Origin of the sequence: Streptomyces sp. NPDC047981 (genome assembly GCF_040653315.1) — a bacterium.
Taxonomy (GTDB): Bacteria; Actinomycetota; Actinomycetes; order Streptomycetales; family Streptomycetaceae; genus Streptomyces.
Genome location: NZ_JBEZNQ010000031.1, coordinates 66,585 through 83,367 on the forward strand (window position 1 = coordinate 66,585; position 16,783 = coordinate 83,367).

The window sequence follows — 16,783 nt, forward strand, 5'->3', positions numbered from 1 at the left end:
TCAGTTCAGGCCGCTGTTGATCGCGCCGACCAGCTCACCGTTGCCGGTGTCGCCGCTGAACTCCCAGAAGAACGCGCCTCCCAGGCCCTGGTTCTTCGCCCAGCTCATCTTGGACGTGACCGTGGCCGGGGTGTCGTAGCTCCACCAGTTGGAGCCGCAGTGCGCGTACGCCGTACCGGCGATCGTGCCGTTGGCCGGGCAGGAGTTCCTCAGGACCTTGTAGTCCTCGATGCCCTGCTCGTACGTGCCGGCCGCCGGGCCCGTCGCCGTGCCGCCGGGGGCGGACTGGGTGACGCCGGTCCAGCCGCGGCCGTAGAAGCCGATGCCGAGCAGCAGCTTGTTGGCCGGGACGCCCTTCGCCTTGAACTTGGCGATCGCCTCGGCGGAGTTGAAGCCCGCCTGCGGGATGCCGGCGTACGAGGTGAGCGGGGAGTGCGGGGCCGTCGGGCCCTGCGCCGCCCAGGCGCCGAAGAAGTCGTACGTCATCACGTTGAACCAGTTCATGTACTGCGCGGCGCCCGCGTAGTCGGCGGCGTCGATCTTGCCGCCGGTGGAGGCGTCGGCCGTGACGGCCGCGGTGACCAGGTTGTTGCTGCCGAACTTGGCGCGCATGGCCTGCATCATGTTCTTGAAGGAGGCCGGGCCGCTGGTGTCGCAGGAGAGACCGCAGGCGTTCGGGTACTCCCAGTCCAGGTCGATGCCGTCGAAGACATCGGCCCAGCGCGGGTCCTCCACCAGGTCGTAGCAGGACTGCGCGAAGGCGGTCGGGTTCTGCACGGCCTGGCCGAAGCCGCCGGACCAGGTCCAGCCGCCGAACGACCACAGCACCTTGATGTGCGGGTACTGGGCCTTGAGCTTGCGCAGCTGGTTGAAGTTGCCGCGCAGCGGCTGGTCCCAGGTGTCGGCCTTGCCGTCGACGGACTGGTCGGCGGTGTAGGCCTTGTCGTAGTCGGCGTAGGCGTCGCCGATGGTGCACCGGCCGCCCTGGACGTTGCCGAAGGCGTAGTTGATGTGGGTGATCTTGGACGCGGAGCCCGACGTCACGATGTTCTTGACGTGGTAGTTCCGGCCGTAGACACCCCAGTTGGTGAAGTAGCCGAGCTTCACCGTGTTGCCGGGCGGCGGCGGGTCGCCGCCCGTGGTGCGGACGTTCGCGGCGCCGCTGGCGGGGCCGGTCTGGTCGATGGTGTCGCGGGCGACGACCGTGTAGCTGTAGTCGGTGCCCGCGGTGAGCCCCGTGTTGGTGTACGTCAGGCCGGTGACCGTGGCGATCGTGGCGCCGTTCCGCTTGACGTCGTAGTTCTTGATGCCCTTGTCGTCGGTCGCGGCGGTCCAGGTGAGCTTCACCGAGGTGTTGGTGATGTCGGAGGCGACCGGGGTGCCGGGGGCGGAGGGCGCGTTGTCGCCGGGCTGGGTGGTGCCGTCGCAGGAGCCGCCGTTGACCTTGCAGCCGGTCGGGGCGCCGGAGCCGGTGCCGTTGAAGCCGAAGGAGATGGTGGCGCCGGGGGCGAGGGTGCCGTTCCAGCCGACGTTCTTCGCGGTCCAGTGGGTGCCGGAGCTGGTGACGGTGGCGTCCCAGGCGGAGGTGACCGCGGTGCCGGCGGGGTAGTCCCACTCGACGGTCCAGGAGGAGAGCGTGGTGGTGCCGGTGTTCTTCACCGTCCACTTGCCCTCGAAGCCGGTGCCCCAGTCGGAGACCTTGGTGTACGTGGCGGTGGCCGACTCGGCGGCCTCCGCGGGTGCTGCGAGGCCGACCATGGCGGCCAGGGGCAGGATCAGGGCGGTCAGACCGGCGGCGGCCCGGTGTCTGAACCCTGTTCTGCGCGTCGGTGCTTGAGTGCTCAACGGTGCTCCTCAAGTTGCGGACGGACGAACGAGAGATGAGGGGGGTGGTCCGTGAACGTGCGCGCGCCCCGCGAGCGTAGGAAGGTCTGGACCAATCGTCAAGAGGTCCAGACCAACGTTGGTAGTGTGTGGTTCAGACACCCAACTCCCGTGCCAGTACCGCCGCTTGGGCTCTGCTGCGGACATTCAGCTTCCCCAGCACCTTGGAGACGTGCGTCTTCACCGTCGCCTCCGCCATGTCGAGCCGCGCCGCGACCTCCGCGTTCGACAGACCCTGGGCCAACGCCCCCAACACCTCCCGCTCGCGGGGCGTCAGCGCGTCCAGTACGGACGGGTCCGCACCGCCCGGCGCGCGCTCGGGGCCGCGTCGCGGGGAGGCGAATTCGGCGATCAGCCGCCGGGTCACGGCCGGGGCGATCAGACCCTCCCCGCGCGCCACCGTCCGTACCGCCTCGATCAGGTCCTTGGCCTCGGTGTTCTTCAGCAGGAACCCCGCTGCCCCGGCCCGCAGGGCGCCGAAGACGTACTCGTCCAGATCGAAGGTGGTCAGCACGAGGACGTCGGCGAGCCCCTCCGACACCACGTGCCGGGTCGCCGTCACCCCGTCCATCCGCGGCATCTGAACATCCATCAGGACCAGGTCAGGACGCAGCTCGCGCGCCAGCTCCACCGCGCGCTCGCCGTCCGCCGCCTCCCCGACCACCTCGATGTCCGGTGCGCTGCCCAGGATCAGGACCAGTCCCGCCCTGACCGCGCTCTGGTCCTCGGCCACGATCACCCGAACCATGCCGTCGGCTCCTTGTCGCTCGTCCGCACGGGCAGGGCCGCCCGTACCCGCCATTCTTTCCGGCCGTCCTCCGCCGTCACCGGACCGGACTCGAACTCGCCGGCGAGCAGCGCCACCCGCTCCTCCATCCCCACCAGACCCGCCCCCGAGCCGGGCGCGCGCGGCCCGGGCCGCTCCCCGCCGAGCGCACTGGTCACCAGGACGGTCAGCGCCCCGTCCGCGCGGCGGCCCAGCTCCACCCGCACCTCGCCGGGCGCCGCGTGCTTGAGGGCGTTGGTCAGCGACTCCTGCACGATCCGGTACGCGGCCAGCTCGACCGGCGCCGGCAGCGGCGCGCCCTTCGGTGGGCGGGCGTCGTCGAAGGTGAACGTGAGCCCGCTCGGCTCCCCACTGGCCGCGGCCTGGTTCACCAGGGCGTCCAGGCCGTCGAGGGTCGGCGCGGCCGCCGGTTCGGCGTCCCCGCTGCTGTCCCGGAGCAGCCCGATGAGCCGGCGCATCTCCGCGAGCCCCTCCACGCTGTTCTCCCGGATCACGGTCAGCGCCTGTCGGGTGGTGGCCGTGTCGTCCAGGGAGAGCGCGGCCGTGGAGTGGATCGCGATGGCGGAGAGATGGTTGGCGACCATGTCGTGCAGCTCGCGCGCCATCCGGGCCCGCTCGGCCACCACCGCGTGGGTCCGGTCCATCTCCGCGAGCAGCGCGGTCTGTTCGGCGCGCAGCCGCGCGGCGTCGGCCGCCTGGCGGTGGTTGCGGACGACCGCGCCCGTCACCGCGGGCAGGAACGAGACCATGCCCGTGATCACACCGACCAGGATCGCGACGGCGTTCTGCCACCAGACGAGGAAGCCGATCGTCACGCCGATGGTGATGAGCCCGGTCGTGTACGGGATGCGGCGGGCGGCGGCCGGTGAGCCGTAGACCACCGCCGCGTAGACCACGTCCGTGAACATCAGCGCGGTGACGAGGCTGCCGTAGGTGAACTGGTCCGCCACGAGGGCGAGCGTGCCGACGATCAGAGCGGTCTGCGGCAGCGCGCGGCGCACGGTCTCCATGGCGGCCATCACGAACAGCGGGACCAGGGTCGCCCAGCGGTCCCCGATCAGCCGTTCGTTCTGGACGTGCAGACCGAAGGCCCACATCAGCAGGCCTATGGCGAGGCCGCCGGCGGCGATCAGCAGGTCGTGGCGGTGCGGGCGGGGGAGTGTCACGTGTCCATCCAACACGTGAGGAGGCCGCCGGGCCTCGACGTCCGGGCCGATCCGCCTCTCCGTCGAAGGATGTAGGCGCACTTCGTCACTGGCGACGACGATCAGCGCCCGGCGGCGGGCGACGCTGGGAGAGACGTACGAAAGGGGAGTACCGCCGTGATCGTCACGCTGATCGTGATCTGCGAGGTCGGCTTCTGGGTCCTGCTGGCCGCCGGTCTCGCCACCCGCTATCTGCTGAAGATGCCCAGGACCGGACTCGCGCTGCTGCTGTGCGAGCCGCTCCTGGAGGTCCTGCTGCTCGTCGTCACCGCGATCGACCTCAAGGACGGGGCCGAGCCGAGCTGGCGCCACGGGCTCGCCGCCGTGTACATCGGCTACACCGTCGGCCACGGCCACCGCACCGTGAAGTGGCTCGACGGTCACGCCGCCCACCGCCTCGGCGGCGGGCCGCCGCCGGTGAAGCCGCCCCGCTACGGCATGGCGCGCGCCCGCCACGAGGGCAAGGTCTGGCTGGGCTCGGTGACGGCCGCGGCCGTGGCGTCCGGGCTGCTGCTGCTCGCGACCTGGTACGTGGGCGACGACGGCGACACGGACTCGCTGCAGAGCTGGATCTACGTCGCGTGGCGGGCGGCGGGCATCCACGGCCTGATCGCGCTCAGCTACGCGATCTGGCCGAAGAAGGCCCCGCAGGGCGAGGCGCCGGAGCTCCCCGCCCGGGATGAACGGGACCAGGAACGCGACCGGGTCTAGCGGTCCCCGCCCGGAACCCAGAGCACGTCGCCGACCTCCTTGTTCGCCGTCCTGGCGAGGATGAAGAGCAGATCCGACAGACGGTTCAGATAGGTCGCCGTCAGGGGGTTCATGCTCTCGCCGTGGACCTCGATCGCCGCCCACGTGGAGCGCTCCGCGCGGCGGACCACCGTGCACGCCTGGTGCAGCAGGGCCGCGCCGGGCGTGCCGCCCGGCAGGATGAAGGAGCGCAGCTTGTCGAGCTGCTCCAGGAAGCGGTCGCAGTCCGCCTCCAGCTTGTCGACGTAGGACTGCTCGACCCGCAGCGGCGGGTACTTCGGGTTCTCCACCACCGGGGTGGACAGGTCCGCGCCCACGTCGAACAGGTCGTTCTGGACCCGGACGAGGACCGTGACGACCTCCTCGTCCAGCTGCCCGAGGGCGATGGCCGTACCGACGACGGCGTTGGCCTCGTTGGCGTCGGCGTACGCCGAGATCCGCAGATCCGTCTTGGCGGTCCGGCTCATGTCGCCGAGGGCCGTGGTGCCCTGGTCGCCGGTACGGGTGTAGATGCGCGTCAGATTGACCATGGCTCCAGCGTAGTTACGCTCCCGCCCGCAGGAAGGTCCGTGTGCTCACCGTCACGGACACGAGCGTGAGCCCGACGGCCACCAGGACGCCGTACAGCACGGTCGCGGTCGCGTACTGCCCGACGTACACGTCCCGGACCGCGTCCACCAGATAGCGGAACGGCATGAGGTACGAGAGCACGTTCAGCCAGGTCGGCGCGAGCGCCATCGGCAGCATGAGCCCGGACAGCAGCATCGCCGGCAGCGTGAGCGCGTTGACCGTCGGCCCGAACTCCGTCGGAGTGTTCACCTTCATCGCCAGCGCGTACGAGAGCGAGGCGAGGGAGAAGGTCAGCAGGGCGACGAAGACGAAGCCGACGAGGACCCCGAAGAGCGGGGCCCGAAGCCCCATCACCAGCGCGGTGAGGACCAGCAGCACGGCCTGGAAGACGAAGAGCGAGGCGTCGCGCAGGAGCCGGCCGAGGAGCAGCGCGAGCCGGCTGACCGGGGTGACGCGCATCCGCTCCACCACGCCCCAGTTCTTCTCCATGATGAGCGAGAACCCGGCGAACGAGGCTCCGAACAGGCCGAGTTGGAGCAGCAGGCCGGGGACGAGGATCTGCCAGGAGTCGCCCTCGCGGCCGAGCGGCAGATCGCTGAGCAGCGGTCCGAAGAAGAGCAGGTACAGCAGCGGCATCAGGGCGCCGAAGAAGATCTGGAACTTCGAGCGCAGGGTCTGGCGGGCGTAGCGCCCGAAGACGAGCGCGGTGTCGTGGAGCAGCAAGGGGAGTCCTGGGTCCTAGACGGCCACGGGGGCCGGGTCGACGGGGGCCGGGCCGCGCCCGGTGATGGCGAGGAAGGCGTCCTGGAGGGTGGTCACCCCGTGCTCGGCCTTGAGGCCGGCAGGGGTGCCCTCGGCGATGACGACGCCCTTGTCGACGACGACCAGCCGGTCGGAGAGGGCGTCGGCCTCGTCGAGGTAGTGCGTGGTGAGCACGACGGTCGTGCCGTGCTCGTCGCGCAGCCGGCGCACAAGGGACCACAGGTCGGCGCGGCTGCCGGGGTCGAGCCCGGTCGTCGGCTCGTCGAGGAAGAGCACGTCGGGGCGGTGGGCGAGGCCGAGCGCGATGTCGAGGCGGCGGCGCTGGCCGCCCGAGAGCGCGGCCGGGGAGCGGTCGAGGACCTCGGTGAGGCCGAGCTCCTCCGCCAGCTCCGCGGCGCGGGCGACGGCCTCCGCCTTGGAGAGCCGGTAGAGGCGGCCCTGGATGACGAGTTCGGAGCGCACGGTCTCCTGCGGGTCGACCCCGCCGGACTGGGCGACGTACCCGATCCGGCTCCGTACGGACGCCGGGTCCGTGAGCAGGTCGTGGCCGGCGATGGTGGCGGCGCCGCCGGTGGGCGGGAGCAGCGTGGTGAGCATGCGCAGGGTCGTGGTCTTGCCCGCGCCGTTGGGGCCGAGAAGGCCGAGGATCTCGCCGCGCCGGACGGTGAGGTCGATCCCGTGGACCGCCTCCACGGGGCCGTTCTTGGTCTCGAAGGTCCGGGCGAGCCCGGCCGTACTGATGATGGGCATGGTGACTACAAAAACAGAGTCCCTGAAATTTTGCAACGCCTCCAAAATTTCAGACGGACCTAGAATGACGCCATGGCTGAGGGGCTGAGGGAGCGCAAGAAGCGCCAGACGAAGCAGCGGATCTCCGACATCGCGACCGGGCTCTTCCTGGAGCACGGCTTCGTGACCGTGACCATCGCGGAGATCGCGGAGGCCGCGGACGTCTCCGTCAACACGGTGTACAACTACTTCCCCGCCAAGGAGGACCTCTTCCTCGACCGCATGGAAGGCGTCACCCTCCGCGTCGCCCGGATGATCCGCGGCCGCGACAAGGGCGAGTCCGCGGCCGACGCCGTCCTGCGCGAGATGCGCCAGCAGATCGGCGCCGTGTCACCCGCGTACGGACTCATGGACGGCTTCGACGCCTTCATGAACGTCATCGACCACGCCCCCACCCTCAAGGCCCGGCTCTTCTACCTCCAGCAGCAGGTCCACGACGCCGTCGTCGCCACCCTGCGCGAGGAGACCGGTGCGGCCGCCGACGACCCGCTGCCGCTGCTCGTCGGTGGCCAGCTCGCCTGGATCGAGAACACCGTCGTCGGCTACATCACCCGCGAGATGTCCGCCGGCGGCAAGGCGACCAAGGTCTCCCGCGAGGCCCTCGTCCTCCTCGACGAGATCGAGGAGCTGCTGAGCGAACGCGTCCTCACGTACGCCGTACGGGGGTAACCGCCCTGTCGTGAGTGTGACGTCCGTCAAACCGGGCGTGACGCGCGTTACTTCACGGTCACTTCGCGCTCCCCGACCGCTAATCTCCGCCGGAGAAGCCAGACAGGAACAGGCGTGGAGGGGTGGAAGAAGTGGCCAGGAAGCTCGCTGTCATCGGAGCCGGTCTCATGGGGTCGGGCATCGCGCAGGTCTCGGCCCAGGCGGGCTGGGACGTCGTCCTGCGTGACGTCACCGACGCCGCGCTGACCCGCGGCACCGACGGCATCAAGGCGTCGTACGACCGCTTCGTCGCCAAGGGCAAGCTGACCGCGGAGGACGCCGAGGCCGCCCTCGGCCGGATCACCGCCACCACCGAGCTGGAAGCGGTGGCCGACGCCGACGTCGTCGTGGAGGCCGTCTTCGAGAAGCTGGAGGTCAAGCACGAGATCTTCCGCTCCCTCGACAAGATCGCTAAGGACGGCGCGGTCCTCGCCTCCAACACCTCCGCCATCCCGATCACCAAGATCGCCGCGGTCACGGAGCGCCCGGAGGCCGTCGTCGGCACCCACTTCTTCTCGCCGGTGCCGATGATGCAGCTCTGCGAACTCGTCCGCGGCTACAAGACCAGCGACGCCACCCTCGTCGCCGCGCGGGAGTTCGCCGAGTCGGTCGGCAAGACCTGCATCGTCGTCAACCGCGACGTCGCCGGCTTCGTCACCACCCGCCTCATCTCGGCCCTGGTCGTCGAGGCCGCCAAGCTCTACGAGTCGGGCGTCGCCTCCGCCGAGGACATCGACATCGCCTGCAAGCTGGGCTTCGGCCACGCCATGGGGCCGCTCGCCACCGCGGACCTCACGGGCATCGACATCCTCGTGAACGCGACCTCCAACATCTACACGGAGTCGCAGGACGAGAAGTTCGCGCCCCCGGAGCTGATGCGCCGGATGGTGGACGCCGGTGACATCGGCCGCAAGAGCGGGCAGGGGTTCTACGAGCACTGATCACCGACGGATGTTCGGTCCGCACCCCATCGGGTGAATTCGGTATCAGTTCGCTTACAAGGCGCAACGCTTCTGCGCCGACGGCAGTCAGTTGTTGCAAAGACGGAGCACTCCCGGGGAGCGCATATGCACATCAGGGGCGACCATGTCGAGCTGGTCGTCGGGGGCCGCCTCGACGTCCGGAGCGCGGCGGACGCCCGTACGGTCCTGCACTCGGCCGTCGACGACGGAGTCGGCGACCTCGTGCTCGACCTGACCGGTCTCGACTCCTGGGACGCCACCGGACTCGGGGTCATCATGGGCGCGCACCGGCGGGCGGGCCGCTGCGGGCGGCGGCTCGTCCTGCGCGGCGTGCCGCCCCAGATGCAGCGCCTCCTCGTGGCCACCCGGCTGCACAGGATCCTCGCCATCGAGGGCGGGCTCGCCGCGGAGTCGCTGCCCCGCGTCTGAGCCGCCCGAGGGCGGGCCCGGTTGTGAAGCCGCTGTGTGAAACCGGCGACCCGCCCCAATCCTCGACGGACCGTGACGTCTTGGTCGGGGCGGCACCCCGGATGTTCCCGGATACTCGAAGAAGGTCTAGGGTTCGGCTCGCCCGCCCATTGACGCACCCACCCGGCGGGCACCGGACCAGAAGCGACAGCGAGCGTGCAGATCGGCCGGAGGGGCTTCCGCACGCAACCGCTTTTGGGGGGCTTTGACCATGGACCCGATGCACCGGGGGCCGGAAGACTTCGGCCACGACACCGAGGGCGACGACGTCCGCGACGGACGCGGCCTGCCCGCCCCCGACCGCGGACCGGCCGCCGCGCCCACCCGCGCCCGCACCGCCCGCGTCGTCTCCGGCGACCTGCTGCTCACCGTCAACCCCGTCGACGGCAGCGAGATCGAGGCCTGCCCGCCCGGAGAGCGGCCCGAGCCCTCCCGCCGGCACACCGCACAGGAGCGCGCCGAGGCCGCCCGCGCGGCCACCCCGCCCCGACCGGCCGGGCCCGCCGCCCCGCGACTGCCCCTGCTCGAACGGCAGGAGGAGCACGAGCGCCTCGTCCAGCTCCTCGCCCGCGGCCGCTCCGTCCGCGTCACCGGCCCCGCCGGCTCCGGCCGCACCGCCCTCCTGGACGCCGTCGCCGCCGACTGTGCCGACCTCGCGCCCGACGGCGTCGTCCGCCTCTCCGGCCACCACCGGACCCCCACCGAGCTGCTGTACGAGCTCCTCGGCGCCGTCCAGCACGCCCCCGACCAGCGCCCCGACCGTCCGGCCCTGCTGGACCTGGTCCGTGACATCGGCGCCGTCGTCCTCGTCGACGACCTGGAGTTCGGCGGCGCGACCCTGGACGAGCTGCTCTCCGCCGCCCCCGAGTGCGCCTTCCTGCTCGCCGCGACCCCCGACGTCCAGGCCCCGTCCGCCGACGCCCACCTCGACGAGGTCCCGCTCGCCGGCCTCGGCCGCGCCGCCTCCCTCGAACTCCTGGAGCGCGCCGTCGACCGGCCGCTCACCGACGACGAGGCCAACTGGGCGGGCGACCTCTGGTTCGAGTCCGAGGGCCTGCCGCTGCGCTTCGTCCAGGCGGGCGCCCTGCTCCGGCAGCGCGACCGGCTCCGGGTCACCCCGGCCGAGTTCGACGCCTTCGGGGCGGCCGGCCAGGAGGACGCCGTCCCCTCCGAGTTCGACGCCTTCGGCGCCCTCGACGAGGCCTTCGGCCCGGCCGCGGAGGCCCCGGCCCCCGCCGCCGGGGCCCAGCCGGACCCGGCCGACATCGAGCTGCGCGAGATACCGCTGCCGAGCCTCGGCGAGGGCGCCGCCCCCGCCGCCCTGCTCGCCTCCCGGCTCAGTCGCTCCGCCCAGGACACCCTGCGGTTCGCCGTCGCCCTCGGCGGCGAGGTGCCGCACCAGGCCCACCTGCCCGCGCTCGTCGGCGACACCCACGCGGACGCCGCCCTCGGCGAGCTCATGGCCTGCGGCCTGCTCTCCCCGGTCGGCACCCGCTACCGCCTCGCCGCCGGGATCCTCACCCAGCTCCTCGCGCACGGCTACGGCGAGGACGCCGCGGCCCGCGCCCACGCCGTCGCCCAGCACTACGCCTGGTGGGCCGGCCACCCCTCCGTCACGCCCGCCCGCGCCGTCGCCGAGGCCGACGCCGTCCTGGCCGCCCTGGCCGTGCTCGTGCCCGGCGAGAGCCCCGAGCACACCGCCACCGCCGTCCTGCTCGCCCGCAGCGCCGCACCCGCCTTCGCCGCAGGACTCCACTGGGGGGCCTGGGAGCGGGTCCTGCGCGGCGGCCAGGAGGCCGCCCGGCTGGCCGGCGAGGTCGCCGAAGAGGCGTACTTCCACCACGAGTTGGGCGTCCTCGCGCTCTGCGCCGGGAACCTGGACCGGGCCCGCGCCGAGCTGGAGGCATCCATCGGCATGCGCGGCGTCCTCGCCGACAAGCGCGGCACGGTCGCCGGCCGCCGGGCTCTCGCCCTGGTCGCCGACCGCTCCGGTACGCCGCACGGCGACGAGCCGCCCGCGGCGCACCGGGAGGGCCCCCTCTCCCCGCCGCGCGGTGTCCCGAAGGCGGCCCTCCCGGCGGCCTCCCGGCCGGCAGCCACCCCGCCCCCGGCCTTCCCGAAGGTCAAGGCCTCCCCGGTCGTCCCGACCTTCCCGGACTTCGCGGACGAGGGCCCCACGCTCATCACCCGCCCGGACACCCTCACGAGCGACGCCGGTACGAAGCGGAGCCGCCGTGCCGGCCTCCTCGCCGGGGCCCGGCGCAACGTGGTCGCCGTCTCCACGGGAGCGCTCCTGGCCGCCGTGCTCGGCACCGTCGTGACGATCGGGGCCACCTCCGGCGAGGCCGAGGACCCGGGCACGGGGCGCGTCACCTCCGACCGCACGGCCGACGAGGAGACCGGCGACACCGTCCTGGACGCCGACGAGCCGGCCGAGGGCGCGACGGACCGCCCCTCGGACAGCGCCTCGCCCACCCCGTCCGGCTCGACGAGCCCGGGCGCGCCCACCGCCTCGGGCTCCCCGTCCGGCGCGCCGTCCGGCTCCCCGGGCACGACCCCGCCCGCGACCGGCTCCCCGGTCCCGACGACGACGCCGCCGCGCCCGACGACGAGCCCGACGCGGACGACGAGGCCGACGCCGACGACGACCAGCCAGACACCGTCGCCGACGCCGACGACGCCCTCGCCCACCACACCGACGCCGACGGAGACGACCCCGCCCGCCAGCAACTCCGCCTCCGGCGACACCACCCCGACCGGCAACCCCGCCTGACCCCCGGAACACACGACGGCCCCGAGTGCGCTCATCGCACCCGGGGCCGTACGCGTACGACCGTACGAAGGGTCAGAACAGCCGCAGCTTGTCGTCCTCGATACCGCGCAGGGCGTCGTAGTCCAGCACCACGCAGTCGATACCGCGGTCCGTCGCGAGCACCCGCGCCTGCGGCTTGATCTCCTGCGCCGCGAAGACGCCCTTCACGGGCGCGAGGTGCGGGTCGCGGTTGAGCAGCTCCAGGTAGCGCGTCAGCTGCTCCACGCCGTCGATCTCGCCGCGCCGCTTGATCTCCACCGCCACGGTCGCGCCGTCGGCGTCCCGGCACAGGATGTCCACCGGGCCGATCGCGGTCGGGTACTCGCGGCGGATCAGCGTGTGGCCCTCGCCGAGGGTCTCGATGCGGTCCGCGAGCAGCTCCTGGAGGTGCGCTTCCACGCCGTCCTTGATGAGGCCCGGGTCCACGCCCAGCTCGTGCGAGGAGTCGTGGAGGACCTCCTCCATCGTGATGATCAGTTTCTCGCCCGCTTTGTTCACCACGGTCCAGATGCCGGCCTCGCCGTCGACACCCTCCTTGAGGGTGCACGGCGGCGACATCCAGTTGAGCGGTTTGTACGCCCGGTCGTCCGCGTGGATGGAGACGCTGCCGTCTGCCTTGACCAGGATCAGACGGGGAGCGGAGGGCAGGTGGGCCGTGAGCCGGCCCGCGTAGTCCACGGAACAGCGGGCGATGACGAGACGCATGGTCGGCAACGCTACAAGACGGACGCTCTTCCGCGCGATTCGGCTCTTAACGCCCGCTGGACCAGGGTCACTTATTGGCCGGTTGTGTTCCCAATCTCCTGGTGTGCTTCGGACTGCGCGCTTACCGTGGAAGCAGGAGGTCGCCGTCCGTGCACGCAGCGTGTCGCACGGGGGTCCTTCATCCCTGCCCGTAAGACCCCGCCCGTCGGGGTCGCGAGAGGAGAACCCATGTCGCTCGACGTCTCACCGGCGCTGTTGGAACAGGCCGAGCGAGGCGAGGTCGACGAAGCCGACTTCGTCGACTGCGTCCGGACCTCCCTGCCCTACGCATGGGAGATGATCAGTTCTCTGGTGGCTCAGCTGAAGGTCGACGGCGGCGAGTTCGCCGACAACCAGACGCCGCCGCCGAACGAGCAGGCACGTGGTCAGCTGTTGCGTGCACTCGCGAGTGATGCCATCCGTGGTGCGCTGCAGCGGCACTTCGGGGTGCGTCTGGCCTTCCAGAACTGCCACCGCGTCGCGGTGTTCCCGCTCGACCCCGCGGTCGACGAGCGGCTCGCCCGCTTCACCTCCGTACGGGGTCAGCTGCTCAACCAGTCGCCGGAGCTGCGGGACTGCTGAGGCACGGCGGGTGCCGCCGCTCCGCATCGCGGGAGACGTGAACGATGCGAGAGGTGCCGGAGCGGCGGCATCGCCCCGAGCCCCAGCGCGACCGCGGCCTGTCCGCCCATGACGTCGCACCCCTGCCCCCGGACTCAGACCAGCTGGGGGAGTACCTCGGCGCCGAGCCGTCGTACGTTCTCCTCGGTGGCCGCGAGGTCGCCCGTGCCTTCGGCGAGCAGCGCGAAGCGCGTGATGCCCGTGCGCTCCGAGGTCGCCGCGAGCCGGTCCGCCGCGAACCGCGGCGTGCCCACGGGGTGCAGCCCGCACAGCAACTCGGTGTACGCGACGGGGTCCCGCATCGCGCGGTGCCGGCCGTCCACGGTCACATGCGCGTCCAGCCCCTGCTTCAGCCAGCCGGGCATCGCCTTCACGAGCGCCTCGGCCGCCTCGCGCGTGCCGTCGGCCAGCTGGGCGACGCCCGCCGAGACATGGTGCGCGCCGATCCGCGCGATCTCGTCAGGAGTGCGCCCCGCGTCCCGGGAGAAACGTTCCCACGCGGCCACCATCTCGGCCTTCTCCTCGTCGCCGCAGTGCATCCCGAGCAGCATCGGCAGCCCGCGCCGCGCGGCCAGTTCGACGCTCTTCGGGGACGTGCAGGCGACGACCACCTCGGGCGAGGCGTCCCCGCCGATCAGCTCGCCCGGGCGGGGGACGACCGCCACCTCGCGGAAGGCGAATCGTTCTCCCTCGGCGGAGACCCGGGGCTCGGTGAGCCAGCGCAGCAGCAGGTCGAGGGATTCAGGGAAGCCCTGTTCGTACGCCTTCAGGCCCGCGCCGAACACCTCCAGGTCGACCCACGGGCCGCCCCTGCCCACGCCGAGCGTGAAGCGGCCGCCGGAGAGCAGGTGGAGCAGGGCGGCCTGCTCGCCCAGGGCGACCGGATGGACCGTCGGCAGGACGCTGACGGCCGTGCCGACCCGCAGCCGGCGGGTCCGGCCCAGCAGGACCCCCGCCAGGGTCACGGCCGACGGACAGACTCCGTACGGGACGAAGTGGTGTTCGGCGAGCCAGACGGAGTCGAGCCCCGCCTCCTCGGCCACTTCTGCGGTCCGCACCGCCCGGTGCAGTGCCTCGCCCTGGCCCTGCCCAGGGAACTGGGCGGCCAGCACAAACGTACCCACGCGCATCGCCTTCTGCCTCCTTGCGGCCGACGCGGTTCTCCCCCTCGTACTGGCAACAACGTCTGACACGTGCCAAAGGCACGGCCTCCGATGAAGTTGTTGCGATTTTCCGCTGATTCGGCTTGGCGGGTGGGAAGGTCACTCCGTCGCGGCCCGTAGGCTGGAGAGAACGTTCTGTGTCCCCGGACCCGTGAGGTGATCAGGTGTCCCCGCGTCGCAACCGCCCGCAGGGCGGCGAGAAGCCCGACCATCAGGCTGACACCGGCGACCGGTACGGAGGCGCGCAGCGCAGCGAGACCTGGCAGGGCGAGGAGTGGTTCGTCCGGCACGTGGCGGGCGCCAGCGCCCCCGGCAAGCGCTACCGCTGCCCGGGCTGTGACCAGGAGATCCCGGGCGGCGCCCCGCACGTGGTGGCCTGGCCCGAGTACGGCGGCGTCGACGACCGCCGTCACTGGCACAAGGCCTGCTGGAACGCGAAGGACCGCCGCACCTCCAGGGTGCAGCGGTCCCGCAACGCGCCGAAGTACTAGGGGCCGAGCCTCAGACGTCCCGGCTGTTCAGCAGGGCGTACGCGCCGCCCATCACGGCGGCGGTGATGACCGCCATGATCCAGACCGGGTCCCAGCCCGCGGGGCCGGACTGACCGATCGCCGACTTGCCGGCGTAGAGCGCGATGAGCTGGCTCGGGATCGCGTAGTCGAGCAGGAACTCCTGCACCTTGGCGAGCGACTCCGAGAACATGAACATGGCCGCCACCAGCGGCAGCAGCAGCACACCGATCATGATCGTGATCGCGCCCGCCGAGTGCCGGATGATCGCGCCGATGGCCAGCGAGAGCAGGCCGAGCAGCGCCAGGAACAGGCCGACACCGACCGTCGCCCGCAGCCACTCGGCCGATGTGGCCTCGGCGGCGCCGGGCACCATCGCCACCTGCGCCGCGCCCACCACCGCCGCCGTGACCGTGGTGATCGTGAAGACGAGCACGAAGAAGACGATGGCCTTCGCCGCCAGGACCCGGCCCCGGGTCGGGCAGGCCGTCAGGGTCGTACGGATCATGCCGGTGCCGTATTCGGAGGCGATCGTCAGCACGCCGAGCGTGATCACACAGATCGAGCCGAGGAGCACGCCGAAGAAGCCGAGCGCCAGGGCCGACTCCTGATCGGCCGGCACGTCGGCGTTGGACACGACCGCGGCCACGCCGAGGCCGATGACCAGCATCAGCAGCACCATCACACCCAGCGTCCACATCGTGGAGCGCAGCGAGCGGATCTTCGTCCACTCCGAGGCCAGCGCGTCCCCGAGGTGCGCCTTGCGCACCGGGATGGGGGAGACGTACGCGTACGGCACGGGAACCGGGGCCGGAGCCGGCGCGGGGGAGGGGGTGGGGGCGGTCATCGGGCGTCCTCGGCGTTCTTGGCGTCACCGGCGTTCGGGGCGGGCGCTGCGGGCGCGGCGTTCGGAGCGGGCTCGCCCTGCGTCGCGTACGGGTTCTGTCCGGGCGGCGGCGGTGCGTACCAGCCCTGCTGCGGCACGTCCGGCACCACCGGCTGGGCCGGCTGCTGGAAGTGGTGCTGCGGCTGCGGCTGCTGGAGGTGGGCCAGCTGGTCGTCGGTGGAGCGGTAGTCCACGGCGCCCTGCGTCATCCGCATGTACGCCTCCTCCAGCGAGGCCTGGTGCGGGGAGAGCTCCCAGAGCCGGACGTCCGCGTCGTGCGCCAGGTCGCTGATCCGGGGCAGCGGCAGACCGGTCACCCGCAGCGCGCCGTCCGGCTCGGACATCACGCGTCCACCGGCCTCGATCAGCGTCGCCGTCAGCTTCTCCCGCTGCTGCGGCTCCGCCTGCGGGGTGCGGACCCGGGCGAAGTCGGCGGAGTTCGCCGAGATGAAGTCCTTGACGCTCATGTCCGCCATCAGCTGGCCGCGGCCGATCACGATGAGGTGGTCGGCGGTCAGCGCCATCTCGCTCATGAGGTGGCTGGAGACGAAGACGGTCCGGCCCTCGGCGGCCAGCTTCTTCATGAGGTTGCGGACCCAGAGGATGCCCTCGGGGTCGAGACCGTTGACCGGCTCGTCGAAGAGCAGCACCTGCGGGTCGCCAAGCAGCGCGGCGGCGATGCCGAGCCGCTGCCCCATACCCAGCGAGAAGCCCTTCGAGCGCCGCTTGGCGACGTCCTGGAGGCCGACGACCCCGAGGACCTCGTCCACGCGCTGCGCCGGGATGCCGGCGAGCTGGGCGAGCGACAGCAGATGGTTGCGGGCGCTCCGGCCGCCGTGCACGGCCTTCGCGTCGAGCAGCGCGCCGACCTGGCGGGGCGCGTTCGGCAGCTGCCGGAAGGGGTGGCCGCCGATGGTGACATGTCCCGAGGTGGGCCGGTCGAGCCCGAGGATCATGCGCATCGTGGTCGACTTGCCGGAGCCGTTGGGGCCGAGGAAGCCGGTGACGGTGCCCGGCCTCACCTGGAAGGAAAGGTTGTACACGGCCGTCTTGGCGCCATAGCGCTTCGTCAGGCCGACTGCCTCGATCATTCTCCAGCCCCATCGACAGGTCAGGTCGTCGGGGCCGTGGCCGACGGCCGGGGCCCCCGTATGAGCTAGGAG

The 16,783-nt window shown here is 71.9% G+C and carries 17 protein-coding genes; 7 read left to right on the forward strand and 10 right to left on the reverse strand.

All coding sequences use genetic code 11. The features are described 5' to 3' along the window. The 3 genes from AB0E14_RS20135 to AB0E14_RS20145 all read right to left on the reverse strand — a co-directional run bounded on the left by AB0E14_RS20135 (position 1) and on the right by AB0E14_RS20145 (position 3,837). Positions 1–1,758: a glycoside hydrolase family 18 chitinase gene (locus tag AB0E14_RS20135; protein WP_362419509.1), complete on the reverse strand. Its 1,758-nt coding sequence runs from the start codon at positions 1,756–1,758 to the stop codon at positions 1–3. A 220-nt stretch (positions 1,759–1,978) separates the two neighbouring features. Then, positions 1,979–2,632, reverse strand: a complete 654-nt coding sequence (locus AB0E14_RS20140) for a response regulator transcription factor (RefSeq protein ID WP_362419441.1) — start codon at positions 2,630–2,632, stop codon at positions 1,979–1,981. Beyond that, on the reverse strand, positions 2,620–3,837 hold the full coding sequence (locus tag AB0E14_RS20145) for a histidine kinase (protein ID WP_362419444.1): 1,218 nt from the start codon (positions 3,835–3,837) through the stop codon (positions 2,620–2,622). Before AB0E14_RS20145 ends, AB0E14_RS20140 begins: the two co-directional genes overlap by 13 nt. Positions 3,838–3,993: 156 nt before the next feature. Here AB0E14_RS20145 and AB0E14_RS20150 point away from each other — a divergent pair, with 156 nt between their 5' ends. After that, complete coding sequence (locus AB0E14_RS20150) at positions 3,994–4,587, forward strand: hypothetical protein (RefSeq protein WP_362419447.1); 594 nt, start codon at positions 3,994–3,996, stop codon at positions 4,585–4,587. On the opposite strand, the gene AB0E14_RS20155 is transcribed toward AB0E14_RS20150, so the two are convergent. The 3 genes from AB0E14_RS20155 to AB0E14_RS20165 are packed head-to-tail and all read right to left on the reverse strand — an operon-like array spanning position 4,584 to position 6,708. Further along, complete coding sequence (locus AB0E14_RS20155; protein ID WP_362419450.1) at positions 4,584–5,156, reverse strand: cob(I)yrinic acid a,c-diamide adenosyltransferase; 573 nt, start codon at positions 5,154–5,156, stop codon at positions 4,584–4,586. The genes AB0E14_RS20150 and AB0E14_RS20155 overlap by 4 nt on opposite strands. Before the next feature lie 13 nt (positions 5,157–5,169). Then, a complete protein-coding gene (locus tag AB0E14_RS20160) occupies positions 5,170–5,919 on the reverse strand; it encodes an ABC transporter permease (protein ID WP_362419453.1) in 750 nt (249 codons plus the stop codon). 15 nt (positions 5,920–5,934) lie between these two features. Next, the gene (locus AB0E14_RS20165) at positions 5,935–6,708 is read right to left on the reverse strand and encodes an ATP-binding cassette domain-containing protein (RefSeq protein ID WP_362419456.1); all 774 of its coding nucleotides are present in this window, start codon (positions 6,706–6,708) and stop codon (positions 5,935–5,937) included. Positions 6,709–6,780: 72 nt separating this feature from the next. On the opposite strand from AB0E14_RS20165, the gene AB0E14_RS20170 reads away from it, so the two are divergent. The 4 genes from AB0E14_RS20170 to AB0E14_RS20185 all read left to right on the forward strand — a co-directional run bounded on the left by AB0E14_RS20170 (position 6,781) and on the right by AB0E14_RS20185 (position 11,658). Continuing rightward, positions 6,781–7,416: a TetR/AcrR family transcriptional regulator gene (locus tag AB0E14_RS20170; RefSeq protein ID WP_362419458.1), complete on the forward strand. Its 636-nt coding sequence runs from the start codon at positions 6,781–6,783 to the stop codon at positions 7,414–7,416. A 131-nt stretch (positions 7,417–7,547) separates the two neighbouring features. Beyond that, positions 7,548–8,396: a 3-hydroxyacyl-CoA dehydrogenase family protein gene (locus tag AB0E14_RS20175; RefSeq protein WP_362419460.1), complete on the forward strand. Its 849-nt coding sequence runs from the start codon at positions 7,548–7,550 to the stop codon at positions 8,394–8,396. Between the two features lie 126 nt (positions 8,397–8,522). Beyond that, positions 8,523–8,846 carry an STAS domain-containing protein gene (locus AB0E14_RS20180; RefSeq protein ID WP_024761898.1) on the forward strand — a complete coding sequence of 108 codons (324 nt, stop codon included), beginning with the start codon at positions 8,523–8,525 and terminating at the stop codon, positions 8,844–8,846. A 250-nt stretch (positions 8,847–9,096) separates the two neighbouring features. Next, a complete protein-coding gene (locus AB0E14_RS20185; protein WP_362419464.1) occupies positions 9,097–11,658 on the forward strand; it encodes an ATP-binding protein in 2,562 nt (853 codons plus the stop codon). A gap of 72 nt (positions 11,659–11,730) precedes the next feature. Here AB0E14_RS20185 and nucS read toward each other — a convergent pair whose 3' ends face one another. Further along, positions 11,731–12,402 (reverse strand): endonuclease NucS, encoded by a 672-nt coding sequence (nucS, locus tag AB0E14_RS20190; RefSeq protein WP_362419467.1) that lies wholly within the window; start codon positions 12,400–12,402, stop codon positions 11,731–11,733. Between the two features lie 228 nt (positions 12,403–12,630). On the opposite strand from nucS, the gene AB0E14_RS20195 reads away from it, so the two are divergent. Continuing rightward, complete coding sequence (locus tag AB0E14_RS20195; protein ID WP_017236120.1) at positions 12,631–13,023, forward strand: SCO5389 family protein; 393 nt, start codon at positions 12,631–12,633, stop codon at positions 13,021–13,023. A 134-nt stretch (positions 13,024–13,157) separates the two neighbouring features. On the opposite strand, the gene AB0E14_RS20200 is transcribed toward AB0E14_RS20195, so the two are convergent. Then, positions 13,158–14,192, reverse strand: coding sequence for an LLM class flavin-dependent oxidoreductase (locus AB0E14_RS20200; RefSeq protein WP_362419470.1), 1,035 nt, complete (start codon positions 14,190–14,192; stop codon positions 13,158–13,160). A gap of 197 nt (positions 14,193–14,389) precedes the next feature. Between AB0E14_RS20200 and AB0E14_RS20205 the strand changes: the two genes are divergently transcribed. Beyond that, positions 14,390–14,716, forward strand: a complete 327-nt coding sequence (locus tag AB0E14_RS20205) for an ATP/GTP-binding protein (protein ID WP_362419473.1) — start codon at positions 14,390–14,392, stop codon at positions 14,714–14,716. Between the two features lie 10 nt (positions 14,717–14,726). Here the strand turns inward: AB0E14_RS20205 and AB0E14_RS20210 are convergent, their stop codons facing one another. Then, complete coding sequence (locus AB0E14_RS20210; RefSeq protein ID WP_362419476.1) at positions 14,727–15,581, reverse strand: ABC transporter permease; 855 nt, start codon at positions 15,579–15,581, stop codon at positions 14,727–14,729. Then, positions 15,578–16,711 (reverse strand): ABC transporter ATP-binding protein, encoded by a 1,134-nt coding sequence (locus AB0E14_RS20215; RefSeq protein ID WP_362419479.1) that lies wholly within the window; start codon positions 16,709–16,711, stop codon positions 15,578–15,580. The genes AB0E14_RS20210 and AB0E14_RS20215 overlap by 4 nt, the downstream gene beginning before the upstream one ends. Between the last annotated feature and the right edge of the window lie 72 nt (positions 16,712–16,783).

Coding starts and splice junctions, on each gene's coding strand:
- AB0E14_RS20215 (WP_362419479.1), bottom strand. CDS start 16,711: ATGATCGAGGCAGTCGGCCTGACGAAGCGCTATGGCGCCAAGACGGCC.
- AB0E14_RS20185 (WP_362419464.1), top strand. CDS start 9,097: ATGGACCCGATGCACCGGGGGCCGGAAGACTTCGGCCACGACACCGAG.
- nucS (WP_362419467.1), bottom strand. CDS start 12,402: ATGCGTCTCGTCATCGCCCGCTGTTCCGTGGACTACGCGGGCCGGCTC.
- AB0E14_RS20180 (WP_024761898.1), top strand. CDS start 8,523: ATGCACATCAGGGGCGACCATGTCGAGCTGGTCGTCGGGGGCCGCCTC.
- AB0E14_RS20195 (WP_017236120.1), top strand. CDS start 12,631: ATGTCGCTCGACGTCTCACCGGCGCTGTTGGAACAGGCCGAGCGAGGC.
- AB0E14_RS20165 (WP_362419456.1), bottom strand. CDS start 6,708: ATGCCCATCATCAGTACGGCCGGGCTCGCCCGGACCTTCGAGACCAAG.
- AB0E14_RS20135 (WP_362419509.1), bottom strand. CDS start 1,758: ATGGTCGGCCTCGCAGCACCCGCGGAGGCCGCCGAGTCGGCCACCGCC.
- AB0E14_RS20140 (WP_362419441.1), bottom strand. CDS start 2,632: ATGGTTCGGGTGATCGTGGCCGAGGACCAGAGCGCGGTCAGGGCGGGA.
- AB0E14_RS20210 (WP_362419476.1), bottom strand. CDS start 15,581: ATGACCGCCCCCACCCCCTCCCCCGCGCCGGCTCCGGCCCCGGTTCCC.
- AB0E14_RS20155 (WP_362419450.1), bottom strand. CDS start 5,156: ATGGTCAATCTGACGCGCATCTACACCCGTACCGGCGACCAGGGCACC.
- AB0E14_RS20170 (WP_362419458.1), top strand. CDS start 6,781: ATGGCTGAGGGGCTGAGGGAGCGCAAGAAGCGCCAGACGAAGCAGCGG.
- AB0E14_RS20200 (WP_362419470.1), bottom strand. CDS start 14,192: ATGCGCGTGGGTACGTTTGTGCTGGCCGCCCAGTTCCCTGGGCAGGGC.